Consider the following 15,952-nt stretch of genomic DNA (forward strand, 5'->3'; position numbering starts at 1 on the left):
GTGCTTTCGTCATTCTTGCTTTGCAAAGATATGACCAAAAGCCGTTTGGTTAAATATTCACTTAAAGCGGCCTTCTGTTCTTAACCAGAATGAGTTCTTTATCCGAACTTATAGCATGCCAAAAGTAAAATAGTTTAAAGCCCCGCCGACCCTTCCATAATAGGATGTCAGCAAAGGCATAATGAAATAGTGCTAGAAACGATGCTCTAGCTGTCATAGCGCCAGCTTTATTATTGGCTGCGCATATATAATTCAGTGGTGTATATTATACATAGTATTTCGTTCATTGCAAGAGCAATATCCACGGCATTTAAAGATATTACGCTTTATAAACAACACCATTCATACTCAATAATAGGTGTTAAATCCCCTACTGATGTACAAATTATCAGTCTAAAACAATATCGTACTGCTCTTGTGTATAGAGGTTTTCTACATCAAAAGTAATAACTCTACCTAACAGATACTCTAAATCCGCCACCGTGTCCGACTCTGAAGTGAGTAGTAAATCAATGACTGCGGCATGAGCAACTACTGTAAACTTCTTCGGTGAATTATAGGTGCGCGCGCAGCGCATGATTTCGCGGAATATCTCAAAGCAAACGGTCTCAGCAGTTTTGACAAAGCCACGCCCTTGACAGGTTGAACACGGCTCACACAGTTGCTGCCCTAATGATTCACGGGTACGCTTACGGGTCATCTCTACCAAGCCAAGCTCACTAACCTGAGTAATCTTAGTCTTGGCATAGTCTTGTGCCAGTTGTGACTGTAAACTCTCCAGCACGTCATCTTTATGCTGCTGCTCCAGCATATCAATAAAGTCTAAGATAATAATGCCGCCCAGATTGCGCAAACGCAGCTGCCGAGCGATGGCATGCGTGGCTTCTAAGTTGGTCTTATACACGGTATCTTCTAATGAACGTCCCCCAACAAAAGAGCCCGTATTAACATCAATCGTGGTCATCGCTTCGGTCTGATCAATAATCAGATAACCACCTGACTTTAAATCAACGCGACGTTTTAAGGCATCTCGTAAATCGTCTTCAACACGATGGACGTCAAATAAGGATTGCTCAGCGGTATAATGCACGATCCTATCGTAAACGAAAGGCACGAACTCTTTGGCGAAATGCCTGACCTGCTCATAGATTTGTGCATTATCGATAATGACCTTTTCAGTATCGGTATGTACCAAGTCACGAATCGAGCGTAGTGGCAGAGCCAGCTCTTGGTAAATAAGCTCTGAGCTTTGATGATGGTTGATCTCTTGACGCCGCGCGCAGATAGTCCGCCAAAGCTGTAATAAATAATAAATGTCTTCTTCCAGCTTATCGACAGGCACGCGCTCGGCAGCCGTACGGGCAATCAGCCCACCTTTTAGGTTGACGGTTTGCATCAAACTATTCAGCTCAGTCTTGAGACGGTTGCGCTCTTCTTCGCCATCGATACGCTGCGAGATACCGATATGATCGCTCGATGGCAGATACACAAGATAGCGTGATGGCAGAGAAACATTGGTGGTTAAGCGTGCGCCCTTACTACCCAGCTGGTCTTTGGTCACTTGTACCAAGATACGTTGGCTTTCGTGCAAGCGGTGTTGGATAAGGGTTTTAGAGACAGGAGAGACATCAGCACTTTGCACACTGACCACTGGTGGGCTGACTTCTAGGCCATCAATGCCATTTTCTACCACAGTGTTGTCTGTACCGGTATCAGGGTTCTTATTGCGCTCTTCATCTGTCTTATTCTTATTTTCGGCGACTGGACGCGGTTCACGCTGCATATCATTGACGTGTAAAAACGCTGTCCGTGACTGACCGATATCGACAAAGGCCGCTTGCATACCCGGCAGGACACGCACGACGGTACCCAAATAGATATTGCCGACCAGACCCAATTTATGATGGCGCTCAATATAGATTTCGCCTAGGACACCGTTGTCTAACACGGCGACACGTGACTCCATTGGACTAATATTAATCAGCAGCTCTTCGGACATAATTTTTTCTCTTATCTTTCAGCTTTCTTATTGGGCGTTCATCGCCTACTGGCTTCATAGTGTAACAAATGCGACTTGCTCTTGCCCATTACCCTAGCGTGTCGTTATGTGCAGACAAGCAGTTAAGGGCTTGTAGCGTATTAATAAAATTGTCCCTGCCCTTCTGACTATCTAATGAATGCCACTCTCGGTGATATTTTTAATCAATGCCAGCGTTTGCGGCAGTGGCAAGCCCACGACATTGGTATAGCTGCCGTTAATACGGCTCACCCAAGCCGCGCCCAACCCTTGAATACCATAGCCACCTGCTTTATCAGCAGGTTCGCCACTTTCCCAATAACGGCTCATCATCTCCATCGTCAGCGGGATAAAGGTGACTGCTGTGCGCTCGGTGATTTGCTGTTGTTTGATGATTTGGAATACTGTCTCATGGTCTGCTGTATTGGCACCCTTGGAAGCTAAAGGCACACGAGATACGTGAGTAGCTTGTACCGCTGTCCATACTTCATGGGTATTATCTGACATTTGCTGCCACATGCGATAGGCGTGCTCACGGTCAGTTGGTTTTACCAGTACCGTCTGACCATCTGGCAGTACACCAATGGTGTCTGAGGTCAAAATGATAAGCTGCTCAGCGAGATTGGCCTTGCTCGTTTTAAGTGTGTCGTTTAGCTGTTGTACTGCGGCGGCAGCTTTGGTAGCGACCATGCGCTCGATATACTCTGTAGGCGACTCATTACTTTGTGGCGTTTCATCGATATCGACGCTCATAATCGTAAAATCTAGCTGCGCTTTGGCTAGCAGCTCACGACGACGCGGCGAACCAGATGCTAAAATAATATCCATCGCTATTCTCTTATTTTATGATTGCTATAGTCGATACTAAATAAAATAGATACACAACCTTATGATGCGTGACTGGTACAAATTTTTCTTGCTTGCTGTATCTACGCAGACAGAGGCGGCAAAAAATCTATATCAGTCATGCTGTATCTTTTTTATATTCAACTGACTGTATCATCTTGCTGATAAAGACATAACGGAAAGGCACTCCACACTAATTATCGAATGGAGGCTTAATTGGTTAACGCACAAATTTGCGTAACGCTAATAGCACTAGCGGCCAGCTGACTATGCTCATCAATAAAGACAAGGCGGACTGCGCCACAAAGATATCTTGAATAAACATCTGTAGCATCCACAAGCTCAGCTGAAACAGTAGCAAGCTTAATGAGGCGATAAGCCATGCATTGACAGTATTTAATTGTCTGACATAGATACTACTGATTTTGATGACCAGTGCCACCATGACCGCCGCAAAGGCTTGCTGACCTAAATGGGTGTCCATCAAGAGATCTGCGACTAAACCAATAGTAAACGCGGTAAAGATACCAACGTAACGCGGTTGAAACAGCAACCAAAAAATCAGCACCATGATCATTACCATGGGACGCAAGGTAGCCATACTAGGACTTAATGGATAGACATTGAGCGATGAGGCAACGATGAAGCTTGCAACAATGGCAAAGAGCAAGAGCCCAATTGGGTGCTTAGAGTCAGAATACGCCATGGATACTTACCTTTAGGAATGTTTGGCGGCGGCTATTTAGCAGAGAATAGGGCTAAAAAGGTATGGGTATACATGATGCTATTGGTACAGCAAGGCCAAGTGGCTAAGTGCATAAATGGCTCACTAGGTATGATGTGAGTGTCAGCTGCCATTGCCATTAGTACCGAGGTTGTTTTTGCCTATTAGTTTGTCTTGTAGCACTAATACGTACGCATTATCGATAAAGTTGGCTGCTGGCGTGACTTCAATACTTCTAAAATTATCAGCTTGGGTATCTTTGATATGAGCGATACGACCAACTCGATAGCCTGCTGGAATACGCCCGCCTAGACCTGAAGAAACCAGCTCGTCACCCACGCGCACGTCTGAGGTTTTGAATACATAATTAAGACTTAACGAGGTGGGTATGCCTTGACCGGTCACAATCGCCCGCTGACCCGTACGCTTGACCGTGACCGCTACCGATTGCTGCTCATCAGTAATGAGCAGTAAGCGACTGGTATTGGGATAGACATTGATAATCTGTCCCAATATACCGTCTTCGTCGATGACTGTCTGTCCGACTTGCACGCCATCTTGCGCACCTTTATTAAGCACGACGATTTGGCGGAGTAAGTTGGTGTCGGTACCGATAACCTGTGCCAAATTTAGCTCAAACTGTTCAGGCTTGGTGGTCGACAAGATACCCTGTAAGCGCGCATTTTGTGCCAAGATATAGTCTTGCTGCTGAAGCTTGGCTTGCGCGTGGATCAATTGTGACTTTAACTGCATGTTTTCGCGGCGTAGCGCTTCTTTTGATTGTAAGCTGCCACTTGCCCAATGTTTGGCATAGCTGGGCAATAAGGACAACTCATAGATAGGCTGCATAGCGGCGTGGCTGGTGTTGCGCACTGGATTGAACCATTCTGGATTTTTGCTATCGAACCACATCAGTATTAACGCTACTATCAATACAATAGCAGCCTTACGAAGTGCAAGTGGCTGGCGTGCAAAAATACTTGGCGTCATAAGTCATCTAATTAAGGGTTTCTAATGTGAGCAGTAGCCAGCGCTAGTGATAACAATCACATTGTTATCAGCATTTACGGACAATGCTTGTAGCTGGCATTCATTAATGCGATTAAAGGCAGCACAACTGGCTACCTTTAATTTATCGTTTTTTACTTTTATCGTTGCAGCGACTGTTCACTGCTAGTTTTAATGGTCATTGGAACATCAATATAGTCAGTGAAAAGTAATATCGACACAATCAACAACGAACATCAACAATAAAAACTGTTTAAACAAAAATCATGTTTAAGCTTTTATTATTGATAAAGTCGAGAGCGATACCACCACCACGACTGACACAAGTCAATGGGTCTTCAGCGACCGTCACTGGCAAACCAGTTTCTCTTGAAATAAGTTTGTCTAAATCACGCAATAGCGCACCGCCACCAGTCAAAACAATACCACGCTCAGCAATATCTGATGATAGCTCAGGTGGTGTTTGCTCAAGTGCTGCTTTTACCGCGCTAACGATACCGCTTAGTGGATCGCTCAGGGCTTTTTGCACTTCTTCTGAATTGACAGTAAAGGTTTTGGGTACGCCTTCTGCCATGCTACGTCCGCGTACTTCAACTTCTAGCTGGCTGTCTTCGTTCAGCGCTGAGCCTACTTCTTGCTTGATACGTTCAGCCGTCGTTTCACCAATCACACAACCATGCGTACGGCGTACGTGAGTGATAATGGCTTCATCAAATATGTCGCCACCGATACGAATCGACTCAGCATAAACGCAGCCTGATAGCGCAATAACGGCGATCTCAGTCGTACCACCACCGATATCAACCACCATTGAGCCACTCGCTTCGTGCACTGGCATGCCGGCACCAATCGCAGCTGCCATCGGCTCTTCTAGCAAGAGCACTTTGCTCGCGCCCGCTGATGATACCGCTTCACGGATGGCTTTGCGCTCAACGAGGGTTGATTTGCAAGGCACACAAACCACGACGTTAGGCTGTGCCATAAAACGCTTCGCCTTTACCTTGCCGATAAAGTGCTTAAGCATTTTTTGGGTCACTTCAAAGTCAGCAATCACGCCGTCTTTTAGCGGGCGAATCGCCGTGATATTGGCAGGGGTACGACCCAGCATCTGCTTGGCATCGAGGCCAACTGCAGCGACGGTAGGGTTATGGGTACGATTGCTTCGTAGCGCGACCACCGTAGGCTCATCGAGCACCACGCCTTTACCAGGAATGAAAATAAGAGTGTTCGCAGTACCAAGGTCGATTGCGATATTATTTGATAAAAATCCAAACAGGTTCATGACTAATATATCCAGCGCTTTACAAATAAGGCGAATGAGATTGACTGAGGGGTTACTCGTCAGTGTTGAGCAGGTCGTCGTTAGACATTACTTACGGCGAAAGTGAGGTATCGCGACAAGTCAAACCTAAGCAATAATGATGCAATGACAAAACTGAGCTAAATTATACCGATTTAGCTCAAAAAAAACACAGATATTTGCATCAGTAAGTCAGGATTTTAGTCTTAAACGCTAAAAGTTGTTACAAAGTTTGAAATAGCGGCACATAGCTGTGCATTTAATGAAACACCATTTAATTCAATAACAAGGCTCGACAGGCATATAGTAATTTTGCTCAGCAGCGAGTGCCTACTGTAACGTATTTCTGACTGTAACGGGTGAGCGATTGCCAATGATTGCATAACTATACGGTCAATTTTACCATGATTGTCTGGGCTATCATCATGCTGTCTGTACAAATGCCCGCGACTTGGTTGAGATTGTGCAGCAATCAAGCGTCAAGCTCTGTAAACTTGGGTCAGATGCTTTATAATAAGCTCATAATCACACTCTTGTTTTAGTAACCAATTTCAGTAACCAATGTTAGTAGCTAGTTATAACCGTTACTTTTCATAGCTATTTTATTTTAATAATTGGTATTACTAGCGGCTTTATTAATCGCTCGTTTTAACCGCTACTTTTGAACCTATTTACTCTATAGTCAAGGAATTTTAGAATCGCTACAAGGCGACCGACCGCAGATAGTACATTGAGTACATCTAGGGCGGGTAACACCCTAGCGGTTTAAAAGTGCTCTGACTATAACAAAAACTGTCCTGCACTGGAGAAACTATGTCACAGCAACCAGCAACGTCTGACAGCAACGTCAGCCGTGAAGAAATCCTAGAAGTTGCCAGCCTTGCGCGCTTAGGTGTCGATGAGACGACAGCCAATAGCTATGCCGATGAAATCAGTAAAGTCTTAAAGCTGATGCATACTCTTAGCAACGTTGATACGACTGATGTCAAACCACTATCAAATATTCATGAAGTTTGCCAAGACTTACGTGCCGATATCGCCAAACACGATATCAACCGCGCGCGCAACCAATCGGTCGCCCCCGCTGTTGAAGACGGCTTGTATCTGGTACCACAAGTGATTGAATAATTTATTCTATTTACTTCTGCCTTTATTTTATTCTATTTAATGCTATTAACATTTTGACGGACGACACCTTATGTCTGAACTTCATCTATTGAGTACCCAGCAGCTTATTACGGGCTTGCAAGACAAACAATTTAGCAGCGCGGAATTAACCGAACACTATATCAAGCGCATCAACGCCTTAGATAGCAAGATCAACAGCTTTATCACTAATACTTCTGAAACTGCCCGCGCACAGGCGCAAGCAGCTGACGAGATGCGTGCTCAAGGCGACAAGCGTCCTCTGCTTGGTGTACCGATGGCGCACAAAGATATCTTTTGTACCCAAGGGGTGCTGACCACTTGTGGTTCAAAGATGCTACATAACTTTGTCTCACCTTATGACGCCACTATCGTGTCAAACATCGATAAAGCGGGGATGATTAGCTTGGGCAAGCTCAATATGGATGAGTTTGCGATGGGCTCGGATAATGAGAGCTCATATTATGGCGCGGTGCACAACCCTTGGAACCTTAACCATGTCCCTGGTGGCTCATCGGGTGGTAGTGCTGCCGCTGTTGCCGCTGGCTTCGTCCCTGTCGCAACCGGTAGTGATACGGGTGGCTCTATTCGTCAGCCTGCTTCATTCTGCGGCTTAACGGGTATCAAACCTACTTATGGCCGAGTGTCACGCTTCGGTATGATTGCCTATGCTTCAAGCCTTGACCAAGCTGGTAGCATGGGTCGTAGCGCTAAAGATTGTGCCTATCTATTACAACCAATGATTGGTCACGATCCACGCGATGCAACTTCTATCAAGCATGATATGCCGAACTACGTGCAAGACCTTAATGACGCAGAAGCTGCTGCTGGTGATAAGCCATTTGCTGGTCTACGCATTGGTGTCGCTAAAGAATACTTTAGCAAAGGGCTTGACGCTGAAGTAGAAACCACCGTACGTGCTGCGCTAAAGAAATATGAAGAGTTGGGCGCAACGATTGTGGAAGTGAATATCACTGACCCTGATATCACGCTGGCGACTTATTATATGCTCGCCCCTGCTGAAGCCTCTTCAAACCTGTCACGCTTCGATGGTGTACGTTTTGGCTATCGCTGTGAAAACCCAACCGATCTCATCGATCTGTATACGCGCTCACGCTCTGAAGGCTTTGGCCCTGAAGTACAGCGCCGTATCTTGACCGGTACTTACGCGCTATCTGCTGGTTATTTTGATGCTTATTATACTAAAGCACAAAAAATACGTCGCTTAATCGTCAAAGACTTCGAAGACGCCTTTGCCAACTGTGATGTCATCGCCAGCCCAACGGCACCAACCGCTGCTTATAAGCTCGCTGAAGATCTTGACCCTGCAACGATGTATTTGGGCGATGTCTATACCATCGGTGTTAACTTAGCCGGTCTACCAGCGCTCAGTCAGCCTGTTGGTCTGACGTCTGAAGGCTTGCCTGTTGGCTTACAATTAATAGGTCAATATTGGCAAGAAAGCAAGCTGTTGGCCACTGCGCATCTATTCCAGCAGCACACCGACCATCATTTGCAACACTCTACCATCGCGAAGGAGACGGTATAATGAACACAGCAACTACTACTGATAATAATGCCGCCCGCGAACATGAGGTTCGTAAAGAGCTGTTCGTCGATGGTTATGAAGTGGTCATCGGTATTGAAATCCACTGCCAGCTCAATACGGAAAGTAAGATATTTTCTAGCGCACCGACTGACTTTGGTCATGAGCCAAACAGCCAAGCCAGTATCGTAGATTTAGGCTTGCCCGGTGTCCTACCAGTTCTAAATGCTGGCGTGGTCGATCGTGCGCTAAAATTCGGTATCGGCGTCAACGCTGAGCTGGGTTTATTTAATACCTTTGACCGCAAAAACTACTTTTATCCTGACTTACCGAAAGGCTATCAAATCACCCAAATGGCCAATCCTATCGTTGGCGAAGGCTATATCGATGTCGTGGTCAATGAAGGTGAAAAGAACGAATATCCAAAACGTATGGGCATCACCCGTGCGCATTTAGAAGAAGACGCTGGTAAGTCAGTACACGATGCCGTCGATGGCATGACGGGCGTGGATTTGAACCGTGCTGGTACACCATTAATCGAAATCGTCTCTGAGCCTGATATGCGCTCGGCTCATGAAGCACTGGCCTATATTAAAGCCATTCACCAGCTGGTCACGTGGCTTGGTATCTCAGACGCGGTCATGGCAGAAGGTTCATTCCGCTGTGACTGTAACGTCTCTATTCGTAAGCCGGGTGCAGAATTGGGCACGCGTACTGAGCTCAAAAACTTAAACTCGTTCCGCTTTATCGAACGCGCCATCAATCGTGAAATCGAGCGTCAAATCGACATCATTGAGGACGGTGGTAAAGTTGTGCAAGCAACGATGCTCTATGACCCAGAGCGCGACGAAACCCGTACCATGCGTACCAAAGAAGATGCCAACGACTATCGCTACTTCCCTGATCCTGACCTGCTACCAGTGCGTATCGAGCAACATACTGTCGATAGCATTCGTGCGGCAATGCCGGAGCTACCAGTTGCCCGTCGTGCACGCTTTGAGGAAGCGCTTGGTCTATCAGAATATGATGCCCGTATTTTGACGGGTAGTCGTCAGCTTGCCGATTACTTCGAAGATGTCGTCGCTGAGATTGGTGAGAAAGATGCCAAAATGGCTGGTAACTGGGTCATGGGCGACCTACTCGGTGCGCTAAATAAAGACGACGACAAAGACATCATCGACTCTCCTATCAGCGCCAAGCAATTGGCAGGTATGCTAGCGCGTATCAAAGACGATACACTATCTGGCAAATTGGCTAAGAAAGTCTTTAGCGCGCTCTATGAGCGTGAAGCCGGCGATACTGATGATGCAGCTGACAAAATCATCGAAGAAAAAGGGCTTAAGCAAGAAACCGATACAGGCGCTATTAAAGCCATCGTTGAAGAGGTCATTGCGAAAAATAAAGCCATGGTGGATGAGTATCGTGGCGGTAAAGAAAAGGCCTTTAACGGTCTGGTCGGACAAGTCATGAAAGCCAGTCGCGGTAGTGCCAACCCACAGCAAGTAAACCAAATCTTAAAAGAGCTACTGGGTTAAGGGTAATTGCTAATTGGTTTTGCCGATAGGTTATGCTGACTGTAATACGTAAATTGGGGTCATAGATTTTGGCTAAAATAAATAGCCCTTGCAATATGCCTAATTTTGCGTAAAATAGTCAGTCATTCGGGGCGTAGCGCAGTCTGGTAGCGCACTACACTGGGGGTGTAGTGGTCGCAGGTTCAAATCCTGCCGTTCCGACCAAACATAGATTTAGGGCAGACCGTCATTGACCGTCTGCCCTTTATTTTGGGCGTTTTTCAGGTTTTCACTGTCTTATAGGTGTATGGCGTTCCATATAGAATGTTGGTATTATTGTTGGTATCGAGCAGTACCAACAGCGACAATACCAACAAAGGATGACCCCATGCCCCTAACCCACACAGGTATTAATAAGCTACAGCCTAGCCCCACTGCTATTGACACAAAACGACCTGATAAGCACAGTGACGGTAACGGGCTGCAATTATGGGTGCGTTATACGGGCGTTATGCGTGGATAAACTAGGCTGGCATGAGAAACAATACATATTACCTGACAGAGCAATAGGCAGTGATGGTAAGCAGGGATTGCTCATGGCATGCGTGAACGACCCAAAAGAATGCACCGAACCACGTACAATAAGATAATTTGTGAATATATGAACCTGATGGATAGATTATTAGGGGCACATCGTAAAATGCTTAACTTTTAAACTTGCCTAATGATTTAGATAGATTATATAGTGATCGTGTTTGAACCAACTTTAAGGTAATAGGTATTATGAGAGTATTAAACCAATTATTAACATTCCTATCAGGTGTAATAATTTTAACGGCTTTTACTTTTGGAGTAGCAAATGCCAATAATAGATATGCTATTGCACAAGAAGCCAGCGCAAAACCTAGTGCAGAAGCAATTAAAGCAGAAGCAGAAGCAACTGTAGAAGATATGATAAAAGATATAACAAAAGATATGACAAAAGAAAAAGCAGCTAGAGCAGAAGCGTACGCAAAAGCACGTGCAGCTTGGGCAAAATCCAATGCAGAAGAAAAAGCAGATAGGGCAAAATCAGAAAAGAGGATTGAGCTGAAAGAATGGAGGAAATAATAGCCATTAAGAAGGAGTAAGTGCGAATTGCGGACGCACAAAAATCACTTAGGCAGCGGTCACTACTGGTGAAGCTGTGAACAATTACACCGCCCTACCGTGTTGAGAAATGTTGAAACGGCAAACAGTGAAAATAATTACAAAATAATAGTAAGTGAAGCAGTAAACAGCCAAAAAAGGTCATTATTAAAAACGATTGTTGGTATTATTGTTGGTATCGTTAATATATTAAATAACCAAACCTATGTATTACAGTGCATACAGCCTTTACTTTACTTCCTGCCGTTCCGACCAAACATAGTAGTAATAGAGAAAAGCCAATCATTGTTTTCAATGGTTGGCTCTTTTTTGGGTTTACTATAATGGATAATTACGATTTAAATCGTATCAACCAAGTCACTTGGTCTAGCAAGATGAACACTAAGAGAAATCTGAAGTTCCAACCATCACAAAATCATCAGTCCAAAAAATATTCAACAAACTACCAAAATGGTCGTTTGGTGTATTAAGGTTTTTAATCGTTATTCTGATACCTTTATTATCAAATACACCAAATATTCAGCTTAATTTTTATATTATTAATATCATGATTTAGTAATCGGACAATCAAGCACTACCCTAGCTGATACCTGTCATCTATAGACTTTTATAGAGCGAGCAGTTAGGGTAAATGCTACAACATTATGATGGTCTAGCCTATGTCCGAGCCTATTGCTCAACCCTTATCCACGCTATATAACTCACCTTGGGAAGCATACAAACGACCTTATGTTCGTGATTTGGCGTATGTGCTTGCCTGCCCTAACGTCTTGACCAAATGGCTGGACTTCGCGTCGCATCAAAATACGCATGAGGTTGAGGTACATAGCGCCAACTTTTGGCAATCGCAATTTGAGGCGTATGAACCACGTTTAAAAGAACTTGATAGCACCAATGCTTATCAGGTGCTGACTCGCTATTTACTCAAGCGGCCTAGCCCTAATCGCTTGGGTTTTCACTTTGAAGGATTACTGTCATTTTGGCTAGAGGATGGCTTTGCGCGCAAGCTACATCCGTATGAGACCCTAGCCAGTAACGTCCAGTTGTATAACGGTAAGCAGACGACTGGTGAGCTAGATTTGATTTTATACAATCATCAAGACAAGCTCACCGAACACTGGGAATTGGCCATTAAGTTTTTTATGGGATCAGCGCCGTTTGCTCCTGAGAACTGGGTTGGGATTAATTCCAAGGACAATCTACAGCGTAAAATGACCCATATGCAAACCAAGCAGTTTCGTACCGTATGGGTAGATACCGAAAAGCATGGACAAGTTAAAATTGATAAGCGTTATGGGATAATTAAAGGACGCTTCTTTTTGCCAATCAATACCTGTAATTTTACTTATCCGCCTTGGTTAGCGCCAAGCTTTCCTATACATAAATGGTGCGATAACACCGATATGACTAATCTTGCGACGCTTGATATAAGGGCATTACGAGCTGCCCATTATATCGAATGGTTTACTAGGCGCGACTGCTATGATGGACGACAGCCGCAGGTAGCTTGGTCAAACGACGCAATGCCTATGCCTACGACAGGACTATACTTCGAAGGTCATAGTCCGATCGTCATTTATCCTGAACAGCGCGGCAAAACGCATGATAAATTTTAGTAACGTCCACCGCATTATATGCACATTGACGCTTTAGCCATCTGCTTTATTAATGCAATGCAATGAAGCTACCAAGCATAGCGTCCATACAAGCTAATCTCACTGCGTTTGGCTTTTTCTGAATCGAGACTGTCGGTCAGCAATTTGATGCCAGCATAACGACTGTCTACAGCAAGACCCAATGCTTGCGTTTGCGGCTCTATCAAGCCCGTCACCGTAATGGGGAAAGCATCGTTGGACGTTTGGTAGCCTGCGGATAATTGATATAAGTCTTGAATGTCATTCACTTGACCATGTAGACCGAGCTGCCATTGACTGTCTAGCTGATGCTGAAGGCTACCTTCCACTCGCCATGGCAATGTCTGTGTGACATCATCAGTGCTAAGCTGCCCTTCAATCGTATAGAGAGGTCTGCCGTTGACGTCATAATCCAATGCATAACGAGTGCTTGGCATGTCTTTCCAGTGCATACGTCCAAGGATATCGTAGCCACTCAGAGACAACTGCGTACTATCAGACAACTGACCTGTGAGCTGCAAATCGAGCGAATAACCATATCCCGAAGGTTTCGCGGGGTTCCAGTCTAGGTTTTCCTCCCCTAAAGCCGGTTCATCATAGTAATAATCGATGTAAGCGTTGGTTTTATCCAAACTGTCTCGTATGTCTGTTACCTCATTATTTGGCAACACTCTGGTGCTTAAATCGCCAACTATCTTACCTTCTAATGCATGCAGTCCTTGCCAGAGATTGGCACGAGTCGTCAATTGCCAGTTAGGCATGAGCTGCTGCGTCAGACCAATATTAGCACCGAATCTTTCATTGTGCTTGGCTTCCAAAAATAACGGATAATCTTGACTGGTACTTGAGGGCTGTTTATTTTCATACTGCCAATAAACTTCGGCAGTCTCTTTGCTAAACGTCATTAAATAATCATAACGCCAACCTAGACCGTAGCTAATCGCACTGCCCGCAGGACGAATCTCAAGCGACGTCCGACCTTGGGCATAAGCATGATCACCCGAGTCCAAAGGGGCACTCCAATCGTCTAAAAATGCTGAGATAGGCTGTGTTGGGCTATGAGCCGTTGCCATCACACTCCACTCTATCTGTGCGTCTGATTGTTTGGTCTGACTGTCTAGCAACCCTGTCGCTTGGGGGTAGAAGTAAAAATTCGTATCAGCAGCTGGTATATCTGCACTATCAGCAACCGCAGCGCTGGATATCATCATAGCGGCAATCGCTGGCGTAGTGATTAACTTGGTACGGCTGTATAAATGCGATGCTAAGCTTTTAGGTAAAAAACCATAGAGAATTGAAACGTTATATGGCATAAATTTCTCACGTTTATTAGAGAGCATAAAAAAGAGACAGTAATCTGTCTCTTTTTTTGTTGCTATACCTCAATCGCTACTAACAACGGTTGAGAGTCGATGTGACACATGATTTGATTATAGAATAATTAAACTGTCATCAGTAAATTTGGCAGTAACTTTGCCATCATTATCCATCAAATCACCGTAGTCTTTACCGTTAACCATGATATCGCCAAGCTTACCCATTTTATCTTTGATAAAATCACCATTGGCATCGACATTTAACTTGATCGATGCTTTATTTTGCTCAACGGTAAACTGGGTGCTAACCACATCATAGTTATTATCTAAGCTTGACTTACCTGTTACAAATAGCTTCTTACCCTCTACGCTAGCAGTCAGACCTTGTAGCTCAATAACATTACGAGCAGTACGTTTAAGATTGGCTTGGAAATCAAGTGGAATCGTCGTTGTGCTCTCTTTCGTTACCTTGCCCTTAATCGCCAATACTATTTCCATACCTACGTATTTATTGGCGGCTTCTTCGATATCACCGACTTCATCGATTATGATAAATTTCTTTATATCAGCGTCATTGGCAGTCGCGTTCAGTGTAATCTCTACATCAGTCATCGGTTTTTGCTTGGTCATCTTGCCCGTTATAGCAAACTTATAAGGGATTGTTCTAACCACCAGACTGTTATCTGCTAGCTTTCTGCTGACATCCAGTGCGGCAAATTCAAAATCTTTTGCTTCAATCACGCTATCATTAGCCGTCAACTTCAGGCTGCTTAATTTGATGACCGCCTTTTCTAGTGTGATGCCTTCTCTATTTGCATCATTGATATCAAACTCATCATTGACCATGACTTTATCACTGAATTGACCACTGACTGTTGCGCCTTTAGTATTTGAGCTGAGGGCAACGATATCAGTGCCAGTGCCAATGTTAATACTCTTGAAACCCAAGCTGCCGTTAAAGTTATCTGTACTGGTGTTTGAGCTTAACGCATCTTCAAAGCCATCAAATGCTACCTTAAAACTGTCTTGATTGACGACAACAGGTCCGTACAAACCTGTTTGTGGGTTATACACATAATCGTATTCTTCAACATCTACTTTGGTTGTACCATTCAAGGTAAACTTACCGTCAGTACTTAGCATTGCGACAAAACCATTTTCGGGCGTTAAAGTGATATTGCCTAATGCGACCTCAAATTTTGCATCATTGGCTAATGCTAAGATATCAGCTGCCGTGAGCTGTGATATATCATTCTCTTCCATATAGTATTTTAGATCACTTGGGATATCGAAGGTATAACCCAGACGTGTATCTTGCTTTTCTGTAAGGATATCACTTACATCTTCGTAAGCATCTGTAACCGCTTTATTGTCACTGACAAATAGCTTGGCGGTACGAATCATCTCTTTCGCTTGCTCGATCTCAGACAAACTATTATCGACAGGCGGCTTAACTGGCACATCTGGCGTATTAGTACCATTACCAGAAGAAGAAGAATTATTGTTGTCATCACCACAGCCTGCTAACGCTAACGTGCTGGCTAACGCTAATGCGCTCAATTTAAAAAATTTCATAACACAGTCCTTTATAGAGTGATTTTAAAAACGAGAAGCACCAAAATCTTTATCTAATTAAGCAAATAATGCCTTAATTTAAAAAAGCGCCTCTTAGTTTAGAAAACTTAAGTTTGCTTTAAAATAAAATAATAATACTCTTATTTAAACAACTTATCTATAAAGTAAACGGATATA

General features: G+C 44.2%; 13 protein-coding genes and 1 tRNA gene. 7 read left to right on the forward strand and 7 right to left on the reverse strand.

What is annotated here, in order from left to right; translation table 11 throughout:
* Window positions 1-388 precede the first annotated feature (388 nt).
* The 5 genes from AAEY79_RS07855 to AAEY79_RS07875 form a co-directional block, all read right to left on the reverse strand.
* Window positions 389-1,999, reverse strand: coding sequence for an Rne/Rng family ribonuclease (locus tag AAEY79_RS07855; protein WP_101212092.1), 1,611 nt, complete (start codon window positions 1,997-1,999; stop codon window positions 389-391).
* Window positions 2,000-2,170: 171 nt separating this feature from the next.
* The gene (locus tag AAEY79_RS07860; RefSeq protein WP_025652182.1) at window positions 2,171-2,845 is read right to left on the reverse strand and encodes a nucleoside triphosphate pyrophosphatase; all 675 of its coding nucleotides are present in this window, start codon (window positions 2,843-2,845) and stop codon (window positions 2,171-2,173) included.
* Between the two features lie 238 nt (window positions 2,846-3,083).
* Complete coding sequence (mreD, locus tag AAEY79_RS07865) at window positions 3,084-3,569, reverse strand: rod shape-determining protein MreD (protein ID WP_101212093.1); 486 nt, start codon at window positions 3,567-3,569, stop codon at window positions 3,084-3,086.
* Between the two features lie 141 nt (window positions 3,570-3,710).
* Window positions 3,711-4,577: a rod shape-determining protein MreC gene (gene mreC / locus AAEY79_RS07870; protein ID WP_025652180.1), complete on the reverse strand. Its 867-nt coding sequence runs from the start codon at window positions 4,575-4,577 to the stop codon at window positions 3,711-3,713.
* A gap of 271 nt (window positions 4,578-4,848) precedes the next feature.
* Entirely contained in the window at window positions 4,849-5,877 is a 1,029-nt protein-coding gene (locus AAEY79_RS07875; RefSeq protein ID WP_084212307.1) for a rod shape-determining protein, read from the reverse strand.
* Window positions 5,878-6,708: 831 nt separating this feature from the next.
* On the opposite strand from AAEY79_RS07875, the gene gatC reads away from it, so the two are divergent.
* The 7 genes from gatC (at window position 6,709) to AAEY79_RS07910 (ending at window position 12,866) form a co-directional block, all read left to right on the forward strand.
* The gene (gatC, locus tag AAEY79_RS07880; RefSeq protein WP_025652178.1) at window positions 6,709-7,023 is read left to right on the forward strand and encodes an Asp-tRNA(Asn)/Glu-tRNA(Gln) amidotransferase subunit GatC; all 315 of its coding nucleotides are present in this window, start codon (window positions 6,709-6,711) and stop codon (window positions 7,021-7,023) included.
* A gap of 70 nt (window positions 7,024-7,093) precedes the next feature.
* Entirely contained in the window at window positions 7,094-8,590 is a 1,497-nt protein-coding gene (gene gatA, locus AAEY79_RS07885) for an Asp-tRNA(Asn)/Glu-tRNA(Gln) amidotransferase subunit GatA (RefSeq protein ID WP_025652177.1), read from the forward strand.
* On the forward strand, window positions 8,590-10,122 hold the full coding sequence (gene gatB / locus AAEY79_RS07890; protein WP_201578295.1) for an Asp-tRNA(Asn)/Glu-tRNA(Gln) amidotransferase subunit GatB: 1,533 nt from the start codon (window positions 8,590-8,592) through the stop codon (window positions 10,120-10,122). The genes gatA and gatB overlap by 1 nt, the downstream gene beginning before the upstream one ends.
* Window positions 10,123-10,249: 127 nt before the next feature.
* Window positions 10,250-10,326, forward strand: a tRNA-Pro gene (locus AAEY79_RS07895).
* 163 nt (window positions 10,327-10,489) lie between these two features.
* On the forward strand, window positions 10,490-10,624 hold the full coding sequence (locus tag AAEY79_RS07900) for a DUF4102 domain-containing protein (RefSeq protein WP_201575517.1): 135 nt from the start codon (window positions 10,490-10,492) through the stop codon (window positions 10,622-10,624).
* A gap of 260 nt (window positions 10,625-10,884) precedes the next feature.
* Entirely contained in the window at window positions 10,885-11,211 is a 327-nt protein-coding gene (locus tag AAEY79_RS07905) for a hypothetical protein (RefSeq protein ID WP_201575519.1), read from the forward strand.
* A 698-nt stretch (window positions 11,212-11,909) separates the two neighbouring features.
* Window positions 11,910-12,866 carry a DUF1853 family protein gene (locus AAEY79_RS07910; RefSeq protein ID WP_350587725.1) on the forward strand — a complete coding sequence of 319 codons (957 nt, stop codon included), beginning with the start codon at window positions 11,910-11,912 and terminating at the stop codon, window positions 12,864-12,866.
* 68 nt (window positions 12,867-12,934) lie between these two features.
* On the opposite strand, the gene AAEY79_RS07915 is transcribed toward AAEY79_RS07910, so the two are convergent.
* Together AAEY79_RS07915 and AAEY79_RS07920 are read right to left on the reverse strand one after the other, a co-directional pair.
* Window positions 12,935-14,197, reverse strand: a complete 1,263-nt coding sequence (locus tag AAEY79_RS07915; RefSeq protein WP_157908401.1) for a DUF5723 family protein — start codon at window positions 14,195-14,197, stop codon at window positions 12,935-12,937.
* A gap of 117 nt (window positions 14,198-14,314) precedes the next feature.
* On the reverse strand, window positions 14,315-15,775 hold the full coding sequence (locus tag AAEY79_RS07920) for a hypothetical protein (RefSeq protein WP_350587726.1): 1,461 nt from the start codon (window positions 15,773-15,775) through the stop codon (window positions 14,315-14,317).
* Between the last annotated feature and the right edge of the window lie 177 nt (window positions 15,776-15,952).

This window comes from Psychrobacter sp. GW64-MNA-CIBAN-0177 (genome assembly GCF_040309585.1).
Taxonomy (GTDB): Bacteria; Pseudomonadota; Gammaproteobacteria; order Pseudomonadales; family Moraxellaceae; genus Psychrobacter; species Psychrobacter okhotskensis.

Excerpts from the sequence above, each read along its gene's own strand:
- AAEY79_RS07860 (WP_025652182.1), bottom strand. The coding sequence starts at position 2,845 with ATGGATATTATTTTAGCATCTGGTTCGCCGCGTCGTCGTGAGCTGCTA.
- AAEY79_RS07920 (WP_350587726.1), bottom strand. The coding sequence starts at position 15,775 with ATGAAATTTTTTAAATTGAGCGCATTAGCGTTAGCCAGCACGTTAGCG.
- gatB (WP_201578295.1), top strand. The coding sequence starts at position 8,590 with ATGAACACAGCAACTACTACTGATAATAATGCCGCCCGCGAACATGAG.
- gatA (WP_025652177.1), top strand. The coding sequence starts at position 7,094 with ATGTCTGAACTTCATCTATTGAGTACCCAGCAGCTTATTACGGGCTTG.
- AAEY79_RS07875 (WP_084212307.1), bottom strand. The coding sequence starts at position 5,877 with ATGAACCTGTTTGGATTTTTATCAAATAATATCGCAATCGACCTTGGT.
- mreD (WP_101212093.1), bottom strand. The coding sequence starts at position 3,569 with ATGGCGTATTCTGACTCTAAGCACCCAATTGGGCTCTTGCTCTTTGCC.
- AAEY79_RS07855 (WP_101212092.1), bottom strand. The coding sequence starts at position 1,999 with ATGTCCGAAGAGCTGCTGATTAATATTAGTCCAATGGAGTCACGTGTC.
- gatC (WP_025652178.1), top strand. The coding sequence starts at position 6,709 with ATGTCACAGCAACCAGCAACGTCTGACAGCAACGTCAGCCGTGAAGAA.
- AAEY79_RS07905 (WP_201575519.1), top strand. The coding sequence starts at position 10,885 with ATGAGAGTATTAAACCAATTATTAACATTCCTATCAGGTGTAATAATT.
- AAEY79_RS07915 (WP_157908401.1), bottom strand. The coding sequence starts at position 14,197 with ATGCCATATAACGTTTCAATTCTCTATGGTTTTTTACCTAAAAGCTTA.
- AAEY79_RS07900 (WP_201575517.1), top strand. The coding sequence starts at position 10,490 with ATGCCCCTAACCCACACAGGTATTAATAAGCTACAGCCTAGCCCCACT.
- mreC (WP_025652180.1), bottom strand. The coding sequence starts at position 4,577 with ATGACGCCAAGTATTTTTGCACGCCAGCCACTTGCACTTCGTAAGGCT.
- AAEY79_RS07910 (WP_350587725.1), top strand. The coding sequence starts at position 11,910 with ATGTCCGAGCCTATTGCTCAACCCTTATCCACGCTATATAACTCACCT.